12 protein-coding genes and 1 pseudogene are annotated in these 18,264 nt (G+C 45.4%); 10 read left to right on the top strand and 3 right to left on the bottom strand.

Annotated elements, in window-relative coordinates:
- The first annotated feature begins 328 nt into the window (after positions 1 to 328).
- From ACX5J7_RS18930 to ACX5J7_RS18920, 3 genes are all read left to right on the top strand, one after another.
- A complete protein-coding gene (locus ACX5J7_RS18930) occupies positions 329 to 1,879 on the top strand; it encodes an EAL domain-containing protein (protein WP_498707881.1) in 1,551 nt (516 codons plus the stop codon).
- Between the two features lie 90 nt (positions 1,880 to 1,969).
- Positions 1,970 to 2,680 (top strand): lipoprotein-releasing ABC transporter ATP-binding protein LolD, encoded by a 711-nt coding sequence (gene lolD / locus ACX5J7_RS18925; protein WP_071968671.1) that lies wholly within the window; start codon positions 1,970 to 1,972, stop codon positions 2,678 to 2,680.
- The gene (locus ACX5J7_RS18920) at positions 2,667 to 3,893 is read left to right on the top strand and encodes a lipoprotein-releasing ABC transporter permease subunit (RefSeq protein ID WP_498707880.1); all 1,227 of its coding nucleotides are present in this window, start codon (positions 2,667 to 2,669) and stop codon (positions 3,891 to 3,893) included. Before lolD ends, ACX5J7_RS18920 begins: the two co-directional genes overlap by 14 nt.
- 175 nt (positions 3,894 to 4,068) lie before the next feature.
- Here the strand turns inward: ACX5J7_RS18920 and ACX5J7_RS18915 are convergent.
- Positions 4,069 to 5,414: pseudogene (locus ACX5J7_RS18915) on the bottom strand (dicarboxylate/amino acid:cation symporter).
- 114 nt (positions 5,415 to 5,528) lie between these two features.
- Between ACX5J7_RS18915 and ACX5J7_RS18910 the strand changes: the two are divergent.
- The gene (locus tag ACX5J7_RS18910) at positions 5,529 to 8,066 is read left to right on the top strand and encodes a beta strand repeat-containing protein (protein WP_278385886.1); all 2,538 of its coding nucleotides are present in this window, start codon (positions 5,529 to 5,531) and stop codon (positions 8,064 to 8,066) included.
- A 55-nt stretch (positions 8,067 to 8,121) separates the two neighbouring features.
- On the opposite strand, the gene astB is transcribed toward ACX5J7_RS18910, so the two are convergent.
- Entirely contained in the window at positions 8,122 to 9,462 is a 1,341-nt protein-coding gene (gene astB, locus ACX5J7_RS18905) for an N-succinylarginine dihydrolase (RefSeq protein WP_278385888.1), read from the bottom strand.
- Between the two features lie 397 nt (positions 9,463 to 9,859).
- On the opposite strand from astB, the gene topA reads away from it, so the two are divergent.
- The 6 genes from topA to ACX5J7_RS18875 all read left to right on the top strand — a co-directional run bounded on the left by topA (position 9,860) and on the right by ACX5J7_RS18875 (position 15,896).
- Positions 9,860 to 12,520, top strand: coding sequence for a type I DNA topoisomerase (gene topA / locus ACX5J7_RS18900; RefSeq protein ID WP_498707879.1), 2,661 nt, complete (start codon positions 9,860 to 9,862; stop codon positions 12,518 to 12,520).
- A 136-nt stretch (positions 12,521 to 12,656) separates the two neighbouring features.
- Entirely contained in the window at positions 12,657 to 13,208 is a 552-nt protein-coding gene (locus ACX5J7_RS18895) for a DUF2058 domain-containing protein (protein ID WP_023559640.1), read from the top strand.
- A gap of 363 nt (positions 13,209 to 13,571) precedes the next feature.
- The gene (locus tag ACX5J7_RS18890; protein ID WP_023559641.1) at positions 13,572 to 14,381 is read left to right on the top strand and encodes a leishmanolysin-related zinc metalloendopeptidase; all 810 of its coding nucleotides are present in this window, start codon (positions 13,572 to 13,574) and stop codon (positions 14,379 to 14,381) included.
- 100 nt (positions 14,382 to 14,481) lie between these two features.
- Positions 14,482 to 15,108 (top strand): molybdenum cofactor guanylyltransferase, encoded by a 627-nt coding sequence (mobA, locus tag ACX5J7_RS18885; protein WP_498707877.1) that lies wholly within the window; start codon positions 14,482 to 14,484, stop codon positions 15,106 to 15,108.
- A complete protein-coding gene (locus ACX5J7_RS18880) occupies positions 15,098 to 15,382 on the top strand; it encodes a formate dehydrogenase accessory sulfurtransferase FdhD (protein ID WP_498707875.1) in 285 nt (94 codons plus the stop codon). Before mobA ends, ACX5J7_RS18880 begins: the two co-directional genes overlap by 11 nt.
- The gene (locus ACX5J7_RS18875) at positions 15,339 to 15,896 is read left to right on the top strand and encodes a formate dehydrogenase accessory sulfurtransferase FdhD (RefSeq protein ID WP_498707874.1); all 558 of its coding nucleotides are present in this window, start codon (positions 15,339 to 15,341) and stop codon (positions 15,894 to 15,896) included. The genes ACX5J7_RS18880 and ACX5J7_RS18875 overlap by 44 nt, the downstream gene beginning before the upstream one ends.
- Here the strand turns inward: ACX5J7_RS18875 and ACX5J7_RS18870 are convergent.
- A complete protein-coding gene (locus ACX5J7_RS18870) occupies positions 15,829 to 18,168 on the bottom strand; it encodes an FdhF/YdeP family oxidoreductase (protein WP_498707872.1) in 2,340 nt (779 codons plus the stop codon). The genes ACX5J7_RS18875 and ACX5J7_RS18870 overlap by 68 nt on opposite strands.
- Positions 18,169 to 18,264 lie beyond the last annotated feature (96 nt).

Genomic DNA, 18,264 nt, shown 5'->3' with positions numbered 1-18,264 from the left:
TGTCACGCCGGGGGTCGCGGGTTCGAGTCCCGTCCGCTCCGCCATTAATGATAAGCTTTCTATGCAGTCTATTCCCCCTCCTGGGGAACAACGCACTAAATCTCTTATTTCTACTAATTAATTCTCTCTTAATGTCGTTACATGCTTAGTGCTATGGTTCGCGTTTTCGTCATTTGACATTCGTGTATCTATCGCTATCTATTTACTCATCTGTGCCTGTTTTATACAGAAACTGCAAAACAAACAGCAACATGCCCTAAAGTCGTAGTGTTTTTTTTTATATTTGTACTAGAGTGATGCCGTTAGTGCTTTGAAAACAACAGGACTTATGAATAAAAGCGACCAAAAACAATATTTTCTTGCAGACAATCTGAAAGCTATCGGCGTTTCTTTGCTCAGTGTATTAGGTGTGACGCTCCTTCTTGCCATTATCATGTTCATATTTATACGAGAACAGGAAGAAAGTCGTGCTAAAGAGATCCTAGATAACGTACGAGTAGTGTTCAGAGACGCAGAGATTACCCTCGACTATCTAAATGCCTTACCCTACGAATCTTGTGATATAGCAAACCTTTCCGAAATGCGAAAAACTTTGTTTCGCTCTCGCTTCGTAAAGGAAATTGGCTTTTATCAAAACGACGAATTGTTGTGTAGTACCTATTTAGGTATTTTAGACGAGCCTATTGAAGAAGATAAACCGGATTTCTATACACAGCTCGATGATGCTTTTTGGATTAATACACCGCTACAGCTTTTTGACAAACAAGCAACGGGTACCATCGTTAAGCGAGGCCGATATAACGCCGTACTCGACATGGATAGTGTGATTGGCTACAGCTATACCCAAGACTGGCAGCTTTTTTACAATGGCGATAAATTTTATCACATGGCTGGCAATCCCGGCCTTGTCGACTCAACGCTTAGCCAAGAAGATATGGACGCGCGCACGGGGTATTTTTCTTTAAGGTTTATTCTGTGCGATGAACGTTACACAAATACGTGCCTTAAAGTACGCTCTGATCATGGCAGGGTGCTAGACCTGCATATGGGCAAAATTGTGTTATTCGTTTTTACTATGTTGATGACCGCAGCATTAACTCATATGCTCACGTTTAACTATTTAAGGCGCAGACGTTCTCTTGAGTCACGAGTCAGCAAAGGGTTAAAGGAACACAAGTTTTACTGCCTGTACCAGCCATTTGTAGATCTACAAACGGGCAAGGTTATTGGTTGTGAGGTGCTAAGCCGGTTTGAGGATGAGTTTGGTCCAATCTACCCAGATGAATTTATCCCACAGGTAAAAGAGCAGGATATGACCTGGGAATTCACCGTTGACATGATCACTACAGCAATGAAAGAGCTAAACGAAAACCCCGATATACCGGAAGGGTTTAAGGTGTCTTTCAACCTATTTCCCTTCGATTTTACCCGTGAAGGATGCCTGGATTTAGATTTTGCTCTAGGAATGAACGACAAAAACTTCAAATTAGTTTTAGAGATCACCGAAGACGAGCAGATTGCTACGCACAGCGCGGTTAAACATATTAAGTCGCTTAAGAGTAAAGGCTTCTTGTTTGCTATTGATGACTTTGGTGTAGGCTATTCGAATTTAAGTCAGTTAAAAACCCTTAACTGTGACTTCCTCAAAATTGATCGCAGCTTTGTTATGGATATGGAAGATAACAGTATTCGTTCTTCACTTATTCCTCACATTGTGAGTATTGCTGAAGGTCTGAATGTAGAACTCATTGCAGAAGGGGTTGAGAATGCCGAACAGTCGAAGGAACTCAAGGGCTTAACAATTGGGTTTGGGCAAGGTTGGTTGTTTGGTAAGCCACAATCTGCAAGCGCACTTGCTAAAAGCGTTCAAGATACCTAATAACGGGTTTTATCTCTGTTATTTTTCGGTTGGTGTTGGTAGTGTTTAACGCTACCATTCACCGACCGAAAAATGTAGAAGAAAACGCGCATGCAAGACGTGCTAATTTGCCGCAATATAAATAAGACCTATCAAGATGGCAGCAATGCCACCCCCGTATTACACGATGTATCACTTTCAATAAAAGCCGGCGAACACGTCGCGATTTTGGGAAGCTCTGGCTCAGGTAAAAGTACGCTTTTGCATATACTTGGAGGGTTAGATAAACCAACAAGCGGCGACGTCCAATTCAATGGAAAACCCCTTAGCCAGTTGTCGAGTAACGCGTTAGCAAAGCTACGCAACGACGAAATGGGCTTTATTTACCAGTTTCACCATCTTTTAGGTGAATTCACAGCGTTAGAAAATGTAGCCATGCCACTTCGTATTAGGGGGCTTTCACCAAAAGCAGCCCAAGCTAAGGCGCGAGACATGCTTGAAGAAGTGGGGTTGTCTCACCGTATTGAACACTTGCCTTCTGCCATGTCTGGCGGAGAACGCCAGCGAGTGGCTATCGCCCGAGCGCTGGTCACCGAGCCTTCTGTGGTGCTGGCAGATGAACCTACAGGCAACCTTGACGATTCTACGGGTGAGCAAATTTACAAGCTGCTCACGAGTTTGAGCGAGAAGAAAGGGACATCATTTGTTGTGGTAACGCACGATATAACGCTGGCTGCAAAGATGGACAGAGTACTTAAGATAAAAGATGGCCGCTTAGCCAGTGACGCTGAGAGTAAGGAGCGCCAAGATGCTCGCCTTTGAGCTTGCCCAAAAGTTTAGAAAAACGCGTTCTCAGCAGCGCTTTATTTCCTTTATTTCAATGTCTTCTACCATTGGTATAGGCTTGGGCTGTTTTGTACTTATTGTGCTTCTAAGTGTGATGAACGGCTTTGAAAAAGAGCTAACTAGCCGAATTTTAAGCGTGGTCCCCCACGGTGAGATTTACAGTAAAAGTGAAAGCGGTATCGAAAATCTAGAGGCTCAGCTATATCGCTTTTCTCAAGATAGCCGTTTAGACAGGGTAACACCCTATACTGGCTTAACGGGCATGCTGCAGTCGAAAGGTGAGCTTAAAGCCATTAGCGTAACGGGTATACCCGTTAATAGCGTGAAAGAAAAGTATGCCGAACGGGTAACAAAAAATGACTGGGCAAGGTTTAGTACCCAAGAAAACGGGTTAATTGTTGGAAAGGGAATTTTGGCCTCGATGGACCTTGCTATTGGCGATACGGTTCAAATTCTGATCCCTCAAACCACGCAGGACTTAACCTTTAAAGCGCCGCGTTCCATTACCCTTAAAATAGCAGGTGTGTTGTCTGTCGGAGGGGAGCTTGATAATCAGCTCGGCCTAATGCACCTTGAAACTGCATCACAGGCCATAGGCATAACCTCTAAAGCTCAGGGCATACAGTTTACATTGAAAGACCCATTCTCGGCTTACGATACTATGCGCGATATCGGATATAGCTATCCGCAAGCGGTTTATATGTCTGATTGGACACGTACCCAAGGGCACTTGTATAGTGATATTCAGCTAGTGCGTGCAGTGGTTTATATTGCCCTTACGCTGGTTATCGCCGTTGCTTGTTTTAATATTGTGTCGTCATTGGTAATGGCAGTGAGAGACAAACAGGCGTCCATCGCCATACTTAAAACAATGGGAGCCACAGACACGTTAATTCGCAATACCTTCGTGCTCCAAGGTGTAATAAACGGTGTGGTCGGTGTTACGGTTGGTGTAGCGCTGGCTGTAATCGTTGCTCCTAATTTGTCAGAGATTGTGCGCTTTATCGAGTCAGGCCTTGGGGTAGAGATTCTGTCTGGCGATATTTATTTTATCGACTTTTTACCGTCTAGCATGCATTGGCTAGATGTAGTTGTAACAATGATCGTTGCGATGATCCTAAGTGTTGGTGCAACCCTTTATCCCGCGCAAAAAGCAGCGAATATTTCGCCGTCATCAGCGCTGCATTAAGCTTCAACATGGAAAAGGGGCAAGGCGGTATACCTCTTCTATAGCGTTTAAATTCGGGTAGTCCCGTTTAGGGCGGTGTGGGTCTAAATACCTTCTATTCCCTTTACAACAAGCCATCAACAAAAAGGCCAGCAGTATGCTGGCCTTACGTTTATTGATACTGTTTAAACACGTATTACGTATTTTTCTCGAAGTGTTCAAAATCAACATCTTCTTGTTTTAACCCCGCTTTAGGGTCGTTATAGATACTTTCATCTAAGGCGCCCTCGCTCTTCGCAACCACACACGACACCATACAGTCGCCCGTGATATTGACCGCAGTTCGTGTCATATCAAGTAGTCTATCTACACCGATAATAAGGGCTATACCTTCAACGGGTAAGTTCACCTGCTGTAATACCATGGCAAGCATGATAAGGCCTACGCCGGGTACCCCAGCGGTTCCGATAGACGCGAGTGTAGCGGTAAGTACTACCATCATGTAGTCACTTAAGCTTAAATCTACCGCGTAAACCTGGGCAATAAATACCGTTGCCACGCCTTGCATAATGGCGGTGCCATCCATGTTAATGGTTGCGCCTAACGGCAGGGTAAACGAAGAGACTGAGTTGCCTACCCCTAATTTATTTTTTGCCGTTTCCATGGTAACTGGCAACGTGGCGCTACTGCTTGATGTACTAAAAGCAAATAGCGCTGCATCGCGCATCTTCTTCATTAAAATAAGTGGGTTCAAACCTGCCAGCGCTTTAAGCAGTACCGAATAGGTTACCAGGCCGTGCAGAATCAACACGCCGAAGACTAAGAAGAAATACTTGGCTAGGCTTAAAATAGTTTCGCCACCAATGGTAGAGAAAAGCTTAGCCATAAGCACGTAAACGCCATAGGGTGCAAGGTTCATAATGATAGTAACCAAGCGCATGATAACGGTATTAATGTCTTCGAAAACAGCAGTAAGGCGTTTGCCTGCATCGCCCGTCATGGCCATAGCTATACCAAACAGCACAGCGAACACGATGATTTGAAGCATGTTACCTTGCGCCATAGAGTTAATGGGGTTGCTAGGGAACATATTTACAATAACATCAGAAAGGCTTGGAGCTTCTTTGGCCTGGAACGATGTTTCCGTGGTTAAATTTAGGCCATCACCGGGAGAAACCACTAAAGCTATACTCATGGCTAGTGTTATCGCTATCGCGGTTGTGACAACATAGAGTCCAACAGATTTCGCTCCAAGTCTGCCTAGCTTGCTTGGGTCAGATAACGTACTGGTCCACAAATAAGGGAAACAAACACCAGCGGTACCACTAGCATTTTTAGGCTAGCGATAAATATTTGGCCGAGAGTAGAAAATATACCTTCTACAAGAATGTTATACGTTGAGAATTCGAAACCGAATATCGAAAAAGTAAAATCTCCGCTATCATCAAACAATAATTGGAGAAAGACACCAGTCAAGATACCGGCAGCCATGCCGATAAATATTCGAGCGGTTAAACTATATTTATGTGCAGATGAAGACATTAATGTTCCCTGTGCATTTTTATATTTTTAATCTTTCGTAGTGTGCCAGATTCAGTTGATTTTTAAACATAAAAAACGACGCAATTGTCAATAAAAGAGGTTCAGGAACGAATTATGTCGACATTAGCGAAAACGCTAAGCCTAATTAGCGCATTATTTATGCTAACAGCATGTGGTGGAGGCGGCTCGTCAGTCTCTCGGGATGACACGGATAACGGAAGCGGAGACGGCGGAACCACACCCTCTTATTCAATTTCCTTATCACTGGAAAACGAAAGTGGAGCAAGCGATAACAATTTATCAGAAGACAACAGCTTGTTCGCTGTCGCGACGGTAACAGATGAAGACGGTAACCCGTACAGCGATGCGTTATTAACATTTACGCTAAGCAACGAAGCGTTAGCCGAGTTTGGCAATGACACAGGTACTGCGCGTACTAATTCAAGTGGGGTGGCTAGGCTGCGCCTAAACGCAAGTACTGCGTCGGGTGATGGTGAAATTACCGCTGCACTTGGAAGTGGCGAAACAGGCACAACGACCTTTTCTGCTACGGCGGTTAGTGGCACAGACCCCACGTCCATTAGCGTTGCATTAACGCTACAAAATGAGAGTGGCGAGGCCGACAATAGCCTTTCTTCGAGTAATTCATTGGTTGCGATGGCAACAGTAACGAACTCGTTAGGTGAGCCACAGGCAGATCTTCTACTTACCTTTTCACTCAGCAACGACGAACTGGCTACGTTTTCTAACGATACTGGCACGGCGTTGACTAATGCTGACGGTGTAGCAACGTTAGGCATGTCGGTGGGTAGTGCTTCTGGCGACGGCGAAGTTACCGCTACCTTAGCTACTGGCGAGACAGATTCCACGACCTTCAGTTCTGAAGGCAGCACCACAGTAAGTGAAGAACCGGCCTCTCTTGAACTTTATGCTAACAATATTCAATTGGCTTCAAGCGGTAGCGATGAAGTAGAGTTGATTGCGTTAGTTAAAAACGAACAAAGCGTATTGATGGAAGGGGTTGAAGTGAGCTTTTCAGCCCAAACAGGCGATGGCGTTGAGCTTCAATTAACCCAGCCTGAAACTACGGCTGACGGCACTGCCCGAGCGATACTGACGTCCCAAAACGACAAGTCAAACCGCACTATTACCATTACTGCTGGTGCTGGCAGCCTTTCTCAAACGGTTGAAATCACGATTTCCGGTACGCAAGTGACTATAAACGGTGCATCTTCGGTAATCTTGAACGATAGCGTGGATTATACCATTCGCGTACAAGATTCTGATGGCACGTCTATTCCGAATCAAGACGTGGTACTGACTGCTGCGAACGGCGCGTTAAGCAGCACCTCTGTTAACACGGGGTCAAACGGTCAAGCAACAGTAACGTACACAGCTTCAACCTCAGGTGAAGACACTATTACGGCCTCTGCACTTAATGCAGAAACAACGTTTACGGTGAAGGTACAGCAAGATGAATTTAATTTTGTAAACCTACCAACAGAAGAAGTTCCCCTCAGTCAGTCTCAAACCATTACGGTACAGTGGCGTCAAAACAATACGCCGGTAGTTGGGCAAGACGTAACGTTTAGCGCATCTCGTGGCGTAATTGACGGCAACGCAACAGTACAAACCGATGCAGAAGGACAAGCAAGTATTGATATTAGCGCCAACAATGCTGGCATCTCTTCAATTACAGCGACAGCAAGCGACGGAAGCGGCAATGTGTTGGTTTCAGCACTTACTCAAATTGAGTTTATAGCAACCACGCCAGCTACCATTATTGCTGATGCAACATTAGACAACCTTGGCCCCGATGGGCAAACGAGTACAATTAGCGCCGTTGTTAGGGATGCCAATAACAACTTGGTAAAAAACAGCGTGGTCAACTTTACTGTATCCGATGTGTCAACAGGCTTTGTTTCTCCTTCTCAAGCAACTACGGATAGCAAAGGTATTGCAACTACGGTGTTTACTTCAGGTTCTGTGTCATCTAATGAGGCTGTTATTATTACTGCTTCGATAGCAGATGATGAATCAATTTCTGATGAAGTCGCACTTACCGTTGGGGCGCGAGCTTTTGATATTGTTATTGGGACTGGTAATGAAATAGAAACGCCTTCCACAACGTCATATCTCAAAAAGTTTGCTGTATTTGTATCAGATTCGTCAGGTCGTCCTGTTAGTAACGTTAACCTTACAGCTTCAATAAATCCTGTTAAATACAATGAAGACGGAGTTTATTTGAAAGGTCGCTGGGTTTACAACGATGTAGACTCGATCTGGAACGTTGTAGATGTTTTCCAGTGTGACAACGAGGATGAAAATGACAATGGGATACTCGATGAGGGGGAAGACACAAATGAAGACCAGCAATTAACTCCTGGTATCGTTGGTACTGTAACTCTTTCAAATAATGGAGTAACGGACGAAAATGGTTTTGCTGAGCTTGAATACCGTTACCCTGAAAGCTACGCGGTATGGTATTTTGCTGAAATTACTGTGTTTGGGCAATCAACTGGAAGTGAAGCCCAAGCTTCTATGAAGTATCAATTAGAAATTCTTGCTGATGATATAACTGATGAAGGAAGAAGCCCTCCCGCTAATCCGTTTGGAACAGGTGAATGTCCCGTAAAAGATCCTGTACCTTAAGTCGGAAATAAAAAAAGCCCGTTATTCTCTCGAGTAACGGGCTTACTAATATCATTTACCCCTGCTGGAACGGGTAAACCGAGCCAATCTTAAGAATTTGCGTAAGCTCATCTAGGGCGGTGCGAGATTCAATTAGCAACTGCGGGTCGCGCAAGTCATCCTCGCGTAATTCATCGCGATAGTGCTTATCTACCCATGTGTTTAAGCGAGCAAACTGAGTGTCGTTAATTAATGTGTTCTGATTAACGGCCTCAAGCTCTTGGTCGTTCATTGCTACGCGCAGGCGTAAGCAAGCCGGGCCGCCACCGTTGCGCATGCTTTGTTTAACGTCGAAATAGTTGACCGACTTAATGGGCGTGCCTAGCGTTACCACCTTATCTAAGTAGCGTTTAACCGCCTCATTTTCCCGACATTCAGTTGGCGCGATAATGGTCATGTCGCCACTTGGAAGGGTAATGATTTGGGTGTTGAACAAGTAAGTTTTAACCGCGTCTAATACCGACACTTCTGACGTTGGAACTTCAATAAAATGAAGTGGCTCACTGCCAAATTTTGCTTGAAGTTCTTTTAAGCCCGCGCCTTTTTGATAAAACGCCTGTTCGTGGAAGAACAACACGTTTTGATTACCTACAGCGATGACGTCGTTATGGAATACGCCTTGGTCTATAACGTCTGGATTTTGCTGCATGTAAACTACGCCATCGTCATCTAGACCGTGCAAACGCGCAACGGCTTGGCATGCTTCAAGGGTTTGACGGGCAGGGTACTTTGTTGGCGCAGGCTTACTGGTATCAAAAGCATGACGGCCATAAACAAACAACTCTACGCCAGCTTGTCCATAGTTACTGCAAAGTCGCGTATGATTGGCTGCGCCTTCATCGCCAAAATGTTCGTTATCTGGCAAGTGCTGGTGGTGAGCGAAGTGTTTTTCATTGGCAAAGGTGCCACGCAGGATATTACCTGTCACTTGTGGTTCGAGCGAACGGTGAAACTTATTCGTCAAGTTTGCAGGGGTAAAGTGGACACGTCCATCGGCAGTATCGGCGCTAGGAGACACAGTGGCAGCATTTGCGGTCCACATGCTACTGGCAGAGCAACAAGCAAGAAAAATCTCGCGAGACTGCTTTGCAGCGCTTTCTAGCACACGTGCATCATTACCGGTGAAGCCAAGGCGGCGCAGTGCTGCAATATCTGGGCGCTCTTGCGGTGCTAACACACCCTGCATCATACCCATATCAGCTAGGGCCTTCGCTTTAGCCAAGCCTTGTTTAGCTGCTTGTTTAGGGCTACTTACTGCATTGGCGTTGTTCAGGGAAGCCACATTACCGAAAGACAAACCGGCATAATTGTGGGTTGGGCCTACTAGACCGTCAAAGTTAACTTCAAACTGCTTCATACTTTCCCTCATTATTGGTGTTTCCACGCTTGACCTATGTGCTACTTTTATACTTCATATGACGGAAGTGTTTGTCATCGACAGCCATATTTACAATCGGTAGCGCTAAGTTAAACGATGCACTTTTTGAACCTGTAACCATTGTTAGGTTAGGTTGGAATGGCTGGCATTATACGGCTTTTAAGGGCAATGCCAATCGCGCTGGTTGTTTATTGTACAGAATTTGGGTGCGATTAGAGCGAAGTGAAGAATAAGTATGAAGAAGATCTTGTTTTCCATTCACTTTGTAGATATATGTTAAAAAAGAGCGAGTACCCTATATATAGTGCAAGGTTACTCCAAATTTCAGAAATTGACGTAAATAGTCATTTAAAATCAATAGGTTTAGTTCAATTATATGGCAAAATCACTGGTCATAGTCGAGTCACCAGCCAAAGCAAAAACGATAAATAAATATCTTGGTAAAGATTTTATCGTAAAAAGTTCGGTTGGCCATGTGCGAGATCTTCCAACGAAGGCGTTAGGCAAAGTAGAGCCTAAAAAACCGGCTAAAGAACTCAAAACTTTAAGCGAAGAAGCGCGTCAAGAATACCTTCGACGTCATGAATATTTGAAACTTGTAGACAGAATGGGTGTGGATCCAGAGAAAGACTGGAAAGCGCATTACCAGGTATTGCAAGGTAAAGAAAAAGTCGTTAACGAGCTTAAAAAATTAGCGAAAGACGCAGACACCATTTATCTCGCAACCGATTTGGATCGCGAGGGAGAGGCCATCGCTTGGCATCTGCAGGAGTTGCTGGGTAAAAAAGATAAAACGTATCAGCGTGTGGTGTTTAATGAAATTACCAAAAACGCGATTCAAGATGCGTTTTCAGACCCAGGTGAGCTAAATATATCTCGTGTCAATGCGCAGCAAGCACGCCGATTCTTAGACCGTGTTGTGGGCTTTATGGTGTCGCCCCTGCTTTGGAAAAAGATTGCCCGAGGCCTATCTGCAGGCCGTGTTCAATCGGTAGCAGTACGCTTAGTGGTGGAGCGCGAGCGAGAAATTAAAGCGTTTGTGCCTGAAGAGTTTTGGGATGTGCACGCCGACCTGACCAGCCAAGAAAAAGCGGCACTACGGATGCTGGTGGCTAAGTATCAAGGCAATGGGTTTAAGCCAAAAAATAAGGCAGAAGCCGACAAAGCGCTGGCTGATTTAGAAAGTGCGAAATTCACGGTAGAAAGTCGCGAATCGAAGCCAACGCAAAGCCGCCCATCAGCGCCGTTTATCACGTCTACACTGCAGCAAGCGGCAAGTACGCGACTAGGCTTTGGTGTTAAGAAAACCATGATGATGGCGCAGCGTCTTTATGAAGCGGGTTACATCACTTATATGCGTACCGACTCGACAAATTTGAGTCAAGAAGCGCTAGACAGTGCTCGAGCGTATATTTCCGATAATTTCGGAAACAAGTATTTACCCGATTCTCCAATTCGCTACGGCAGCAAAGAAGGCGCGCAAGAAGCGCACGAGGCGATTCGCCCGTCTAATGTCAATATCGGCGCTGCTAGTTTAGGTGATATGGAACGTGACGCTCAGCGTCTTTACGAGTTGATTTGGCGACAATTTTTGGCCTGTCAAATGACGCCAGCGAAGTACGACGCAACCACCATCAAAGTGGCGGCGGGTGATTACGAGCTAACCGCCAAAGGCCGTGTACTTAAGTTTGACGGTTGGACGCGCGTGCAGCCACAGCTTCGCAAAAAAGGCGATGAAGAATTAATGTTGCCAGATGTGCAGAAAGGCGATGTGCTTGACTTGAAAGCACTTGATCCTAAGCAGCATTTCACAAAACCAGTGGCACGATTTAACGAAGCGTCTTTGGTAAAAGAGCTGGAAAAACGCGGTATTGGCCGCCCGTCTACCTACGCGAGTATTATCTCAACCATTCAAGACCGCGGCTATGTACGTTTAGAGAACAAGCGTTTTTATGCCGAGAAAATGGGTGAGATCGTTAACGATCGTCTAATGGAAAACTTCGACGACTTAATGAGCTACGACTTTACGGCCAACATGGAGCAACATCTCGATGATATTGCTGAAGGCAACAAAGACTGGAAAGACGTACTCAATGAATTCTACAGTGGGTTTTACGGTAAGCTTCTAAACGCAGAGAAAGACCCTGAAGAAGGCGGTATGCGCCTAAATCAGGCGATACCAGCGGGTATTGAGTGCGACAAATGCGGCCGTGAAATGAACGTAAGAACCGCGTCAACGGGTGTATTCTTAGGTTGTTCTGGGTATAACTTGCCGCCTAAAGAGCGCTGCACGAATACTATGAACTTAACGCCTGGCGATGAAGTCGTTAAGGTAGATGACGAAGAAGAGCTTGAAACCGAAGCCCTCCGTTCTAAAAAGCGTTGCCCTAAATGTGGTACCGCCATGGACAGTTACTTGGTAGATGAAACCCGTAAGCTACACGTTTGTGGAAATACACCTACCTGTGATGGTACCTTGGTTGAAGCGGGTACCTTTAAGATTAAAGGCTACGACGGCCCGATTATCGAATGCGATAAGTGCGGCAGCGATATGGAGCTTAAAAACGGTCGATTCGGTAAATACTTTGGCTGTACCAACGAAGAGTGTAAGAATACCCGTAAGCTTTTACGAAACGGCGAAGCTGCACCACCTAAAGAAGACCCAGTAGATTTACCTGAGCTACCGTGTGAAAAATCTGATGCTCACTTTATGCTACGTGACGGTGCGTCGGGCATCTTCTTAGCGGCCCACAACTTCCCTAAATCGCGTGAAACTCGTGCACCGAAAGTGGAAGAACTGGCACGCTTTAGAGATAGAATTTCGCCGAAATTCTATTATCTTGCAGATGCGCCGAAAACCGATCCTGACGGAAATCCTGCAATAGTTCGCTACAGTAGAAAGACAAAGCAGCAGTATGTGATGTCGGAAAATGAAAACGGCAAAGCGACGGGCTGGTCTGCATGGTACGACGATGGCAAGTGGCAAGAGCAAGCGGCTAAAAAGCCGGCTGCCAAGTCGAAAGCTAAGAAAAAATAATTCAAAGCTAATACAATACTGTGAAGCGTAAAAAAATAAGCCCGAATTTATTCGGGCTTATTACTTCTTGAATATTTGTTAGGTCTTGCAACATACTTTATGCAAGGCTAATTACTACATAAATAGAGAGTGAGTTATGGCCTCTTTACAAGATCAACTTTTAAAAGCCGGATTGGCTGACAAAGCGACTGCGAAACAAGCACGCGCAGATAAACGCAAAAAACAAAAACAGAAAAATAAGCAAAAGCAGCCTGTGGTAGATGAAGCAGCATTAGCGGCGCAGCAAGCGGCTGAAGAGAAAAAAGCGCGCTCTCGAGAGCTTAATCAGCTTCAACAACAGGAAAGGGAAAGACGCTCGATAGCCGCACAAGTAAGACAACTTATTACCGTAAACAAGCAGCCACGTAAGGGCGAAACCTTGCTTAATTTTACCCACGACAACGTAGTAAAACGCATGTACGTGAGTGAAGAAATACACAAGCAGGTGACGAAAGGTCGCCTAACCGTGGTTATGCTAGACGATGCGTACGAACTGGTTCCCACTCCGGTTGCAGACAAAATAGCTCAGCGCGATGAAGCGTCTGTTATTTATCGCGCCGACTTAGATAAAAGTGGTAGCGACGGCAAAGACGAAGCTGAAGACGATTGGTATGCCGATTACGAAATTCCAGACGATTTGACCTGGTAGCCCTTCTAAACTCACCACCTTATGGTTGTTAGGCAGTCAGGTGGTGGGTAATCTTACCTAGTATTTATCTAACCAAATTAAATTTTAATGTATTGCTACTCGCACGGCGTTTTTGATTGAGCGTGCTTAATACCATCAAGTTTGAAACCATTGTGTTAATAACGTTATCTTGATGGTAACGCTTTATAATTATTAATCTTTCTTGCGAGAATACTTTTAGAATCCTCATTTTTGCCGCTACATAAATTACTAAAGATAACGTCGTTCTTTTGATTTCTAGACTATATTTGGTAGGGCGTATTCGTATTGCTCACCGTTATAAGCGGTATTGCACGTGGTTGTTAAAATTGGAGGGTAACCATCATGGGTTTACCTAAGTTGGTTTTAGTAGTTGTTTCACTGTGTCTGTCACTTCCTACACAAGCAGGGCTTTTTAAAATTTCTATTAATGATCTTGGGGGCTTAACACCTTCACAATCCAGCATCTTTGATGATGCAATCGCGTATTGGGAATCATATTTAATAGGTGTTCAAAGCTCTTTTGACCATAGTATTATTATAGAGGCAAGTGGAGCGCCGATTGATGGTACAGGTGGGGTGTTAGGTAATGCTGGACCTTCTAGTATTACTCAGCTTTCCGATAGTACTTATGTTTATGCGAATAAAGGTCGTATGAGATTTGATACGGCAGACCTTAATAACATGGAAAATAACGGCACACTTTTCGATGTTATTGTGCACGAAATGGCTCATGTTATCGGGTTTGGCATTCTGTGGACGACAGATTTTTTTATCGCAGGGAGCCAGTCTAATTACGTCAATGGCACAGGGCGCTACACTGGAGAATACGCTTTGGAAATCTACCGCCGTGAGTTTGTCGAAGACGCCACCTTTATTCCTGTAGAGCTGGGCGGAGGCGCAGGTACTGCTAACAGTCATTGGGATGAGCCTTGGCCTGGTGGTTCGTCGGACTTAATGACAGGGTATTTAGGGCCTTACCCGATTACACTAAGCGACACCACTGTTGCGTCGTTTGCTGATATTGGTTATTTGACTACTGTTACTCATGCGGTTGATGGGGCTGCTACGGTATGGCTGTTTCTACTTTCATTCGGGTTAGTACTAAGAAAAAAGCCTCTACGAACTAGTGCGCGCCTTCTGCAATCTGTGTAACCTAATCAAGGCCTAGCTTTCTATTGCTAAGCAGTGTTTTGAATTTTTAGAATAAATAATGAGGGAAAGCTTGATAAGAGAGAAACATAAAGTGGATAAAGTGAATAAAACTCTTATCGGACTAGTGTTAGCGGGTGGCCAATCGCGCAGAATGGGACAAGATAAAGCCCTTATGCGTTATCAGGGAAGCACGCTTATTGAGCATGCGTCATCGCTATTAAAGGCTGCAGGGTGTGATGAGGTATTAATCAGCCGTAATGCGCCAAATTTTTTAAATGATAAAATTGATGATGCAGGTCCACTGGGTGGTGTGCATGCAGCACTGGATGTTTTATGTAATTCAAATGCGGGCAAAGGTAGTGCTATTGAATTGCTTGTCCTTCCCGTGGATATGCCCCAGATGACACCTCAGCTTTTGAAAACGCTAGTATCAGCAGGGCGGGAAGCCCAGCGGTCGGTTTATGTGAAAAAACGCTTTTTGCCTTTTTACTTGTCTGTTATGCACAATACTAACGCCATGCTAACGCACTACTTGGTCGAACAAAACAAGCGACGTGTAGTGGGATTCTTAGAAAGCCTAGAAGCCATTGCTCTTGAAGAAGCTAATCTTGCGCGCCCTAAAAGGGTAAATGGCGAGCAAGAAAAACAGAACGAAAAAATAACCCGTATGGATGAGGCACAATGGCTTAATGTTAATACGCCAGGTGATTGGCCTGATGACATATAACGCCGAACACCACGCATTAGTTTTAGATGGAACACCTGAAACTCAACGTTTTACTCTTGCTGAAGAGGTCGCATTAAGCATTAGTTACAACGGTATCAACTATGCAGTAATGCTTGTTACGCCCAAAGACATTGAAGACTTTATTATTGGCTTCAGTTTAAGTAACGACATTATTGAGCACCCCCGCCAGCTTTATGGTATTGAGTTGACATACCACAAAGAGCACATTAATGCTGAAGTGGAACCAGGCTTTTTGGAAGTTAAAAGAAAATAAACGGCAATTGGCAGGTGCATCGGGCTGTGGGCTTTGTGGTGTCGAAGCGCTGGATAACGCTTTGCCTCAACTCCAACCCGTAGATCCATTGCCTCTACCAGAAGCAAGCTGGTTTGAAGGGTTGCGAGACCTAATTTCGCAAGCGCAAGCATTAGCGCAGCAAAGTGGGGCAGTGCACGGCGCGCTCTATATTGATGCCGAGCGCAATGTACTTGCGTGTCGTGAAGATATAGGAAGGCATAACGCTTTTGATAAGTTAATTGGGGCAATTGCGGCTAATAAACTTTATCAGAAGGATTGCCTTGTAGTGCTAACCAGTCGCTGTAGCTTAGAACTCGTGCAAAAAGCGATAAGAGCAAAATTACCTTTGCTTGTAACCCTTTCAGCACCTACGGCATTATCAGTTAAGTGGGCCAACCGCTATGGCGTATCCCTTATCCACGTGCCTAAATATGACTCACCGAGAGCGTATTCACCGCAATTCCTCCATCCGACTCGGACTTTGAAAGTTTGATCGCAATAAATTTTGACGTTGGTGTGAAGGTTCCGTCACCATAACTTTCTAATGGTACCAGCGGGTTGGTTTCCGGGTAATAGGCCGCGGCTTGTCCTTGGGGTATATCATAAGCCACCAACATAAATTGCTTTATCTGACGGGTTCTTCCGTCATTCCATAAAGACGTAATGTCTACTTTATCCCCGTCATTGAAGCCCAGTTTTCGAATATCGCTCTCATTGACGAACAAGACATCTCTAGCGCCAAACACATTTCTGTAACGGTCATCCATGCCATAGATGGTAGTGTTGTACTGATCGTGCGAACGCAATGTCTGTAAGATTAAGTCTGGTTTTTCGCCACGAGCGACTACATCATCGTTTAATAGCGAGTTTGGCAGTGTATTGGCTGCAAATTCCGCTTTACCCGATGGTGTTAGCCACCGTCTTTCGCTCGCCGCATTGCCTAGATGAAAGCCACCGGGCTGTGCCACTTTGCTATTAAAGTTTTTAAAGCCCTCAATGGTATCGGCAATTAGGTCGCGTATATTGTCGTAATTACTGACTACATGATCCCAGTCTACAGGCGTATTGCCTAACGTGGCTTTTGCGATACCCGCAATGATAGCCGGTTCCGAGCGAAGTTCAGGTGAGCTCGGCGGTAGTTGTCCATAGGATAGGTGGACCATTGAAAAGGTATCTTCAACGGTAACACCTTGCTGTCCGCTAGCCTGCATGTCGACTTCAGTTCTACCCAAACAGGGTAGAATAAGCGCATCTTTTCCCGTCGTTAAGTGAGAGCGGTTTAATTTAGTGGCGATATGCACAGTTAAATCGCATTTTGATAATGCGGCGTGGGTGCGCGGCGTATCCGGTGTGGCTTGTGCGAAATTACCACCTAAGCCAATGAAGACTTTGGCATCGCCACGTTCCATGGCCTGAATGGCTTGAATAGTGTTGTGACCTCTCTCTCGTGGTACCACAAAGTTAAACTTGTTTTCCAGCGCGTCGAGTAACGCTTTAGGCGGCACTTCGTTAATACCCACGGTTCTGTCACCCTGAACGTTACTATGGCCTCGAACAGGCGACAGACCGGCGCCAGGCTTGCCAACATTGCCTCGCAATAGCTGCACATTCACGATTTCTTGAACCGTAGCAACAGAGTGTTTGTGCTGTGTAATTCCCATAGCCCAGCACATGATTACCCGTTCTCCGCGCTTGTACATAGTTGCCGCGTGGCGGATGTCTTCTTTCGATAAACCACTCTGCGCTTCAATATGCTCCCAGCTGGTCGATTCAACAGCAGTTAAATAGTCATCCATGCCATTCGTATGTGCATTGATAAAGTCGTGGTCGAATACGGGAGGGGCATTGTTCGCTTTTGCTTCCTGCTCCCAGGCTAAAAGCCACTTAGCAATGCCGCGCATGACTGCCATATCGCCGCCAAGGGCAGGCCTGAAGTAAGCGGTATTGGTTGGTGTTGAACCATTGGTGAGCATTTCAATAGGGTGCTGAGGGTGTTGGAACTTTTCTAGTCCTCGCTCTTTTAGCGGATTTAAGCAAACGACTTGGGCGCCTCTTCGCACCGCATCGCGCAGTGGCTCTAACATGCGCGGGTGGTTAGTCCCCGGGTTTTGACCAATAACAAAGATGGTATCTGCCTTTTCGAAATCATCGAACGTGACTGTACCTTTGCCTACGCCTATGGTGGGCTTCATTCCTTGACCCGATGCTTCGTGGCACATGTTTGAGCAGTCTGGGAAGTTATTGGTGCCAAATGCGCGAACGAATAATTGATAAAGATAAGCTGCTTCATTGCTAGCGCGCCCTGACGTATAGAACTCTGCCTGATGCGGAGAGCTCAGCCCGTTCAGGTGTTGAGCGATTAGGCCAAACGCGTCATCCCAGTTGATGGCTTCATATCGGTCGGTTTGGTTATTGTAACGGACCGGGTGGGTTAGCCTGCCTTGAGACTCGAGCCAGTAGTCAGTGTGTTTTTTCAACGCACTCACCGTATAGTCAGCGAAAAATTCCGGGCCTACGTAGCGACCGGTTGACTCCCAATTTACGGCTTTCGCCCCGTTTTCACAAAACTTGACTAAACCGCTTTCTGGCGACTCACCCCATGCACAACCCGGACAGTCGAAGCCTTTATCTTGATTGGTTTTTAGCATGGCCCGAAGGTTTTTGAGCGGCTTTTCACTCTGGAGCCAACTTTGGGTTACGCTTTTTAATGCACCCCATCCGCCAGCAGGGTTGCCGTATTGCTTAATATTCCGTTTATCGCTCATACTCTTCGGTGGACCTGTCGTTTAGTCAATACATAGTGTAGATACACATTAATGATTCAAACGGATGAAAGCTATAGCCTAAAACTCTGAATTCGA

The sequence above is a fragment of the Alteromonas infernus genome, from assembly GCF_902705815.1.
The sequence above is the reverse complement of the archived record's forward strand: the minus strand, read 5'-3'. Positions and strand labels throughout refer to the sequence as shown.

Excerpts from the sequence above, each read along its gene's own strand:
- ACX5J7_RS18930 (WP_498707881.1), top strand. The coding sequence starts at position 329 with ATGAATAAAAGCGACCAAAAACAATATTTTCTTGCAGACAATCTGAAA.
- lolD (WP_071968671.1), top strand. The coding sequence starts at position 1,970 with ATGCAAGACGTGCTAATTTGCCGCAATATAAATAAGACCTATCAAGAT.
- ACX5J7_RS18920 (WP_498707880.1), top strand. The coding sequence starts at position 2,667 with ATGCTCGCCTTTGAGCTTGCCCAAAAGTTTAGAAAAACGCGTTCTCAG.
- ACX5J7_RS18910 (WP_278385886.1), top strand. The coding sequence starts at position 5,529 with ATGTCGACATTAGCGAAAACGCTAAGCCTAATTAGCGCATTATTTATG.
- astB (WP_278385888.1), bottom strand. The coding sequence starts at position 9,462 with ATGAAGCAGTTTGAAGTTAACTTTGACGGTCTAGTAGGCCCAACCCAC.
- topA (WP_498707879.1), top strand. The coding sequence starts at position 9,860 with ATGGCAAAATCACTGGTCATAGTCGAGTCACCAGCCAAAGCAAAAACG.
- ACX5J7_RS18895 (WP_023559640.1), top strand. The coding sequence starts at position 12,657 with ATGGCCTCTTTACAAGATCAACTTTTAAAAGCCGGATTGGCTGACAAA.
- ACX5J7_RS18890 (WP_023559641.1), top strand. The coding sequence starts at position 13,572 with ATGGGTTTACCTAAGTTGGTTTTAGTAGTTGTTTCACTGTGTCTGTCA.
- ACX5J7_RS18880 (WP_498707875.1), top strand. The coding sequence starts at position 15,098 with ATGACATATAACGCCGAACACCACGCATTAGTTTTAGATGGAACACCT.
- ACX5J7_RS18875 (WP_498707874.1), top strand. The coding sequence starts at position 15,339 with ATGCTGAAGTGGAACCAGGCTTTTTGGAAGTTAAAAGAAAATAAACGG.
- ACX5J7_RS18870 (WP_498707872.1), bottom strand. The coding sequence starts at position 18,168 with ATGAGCGATAAACGGAATATTAAGCAATACGGCAACCCTGCTGGCGGA.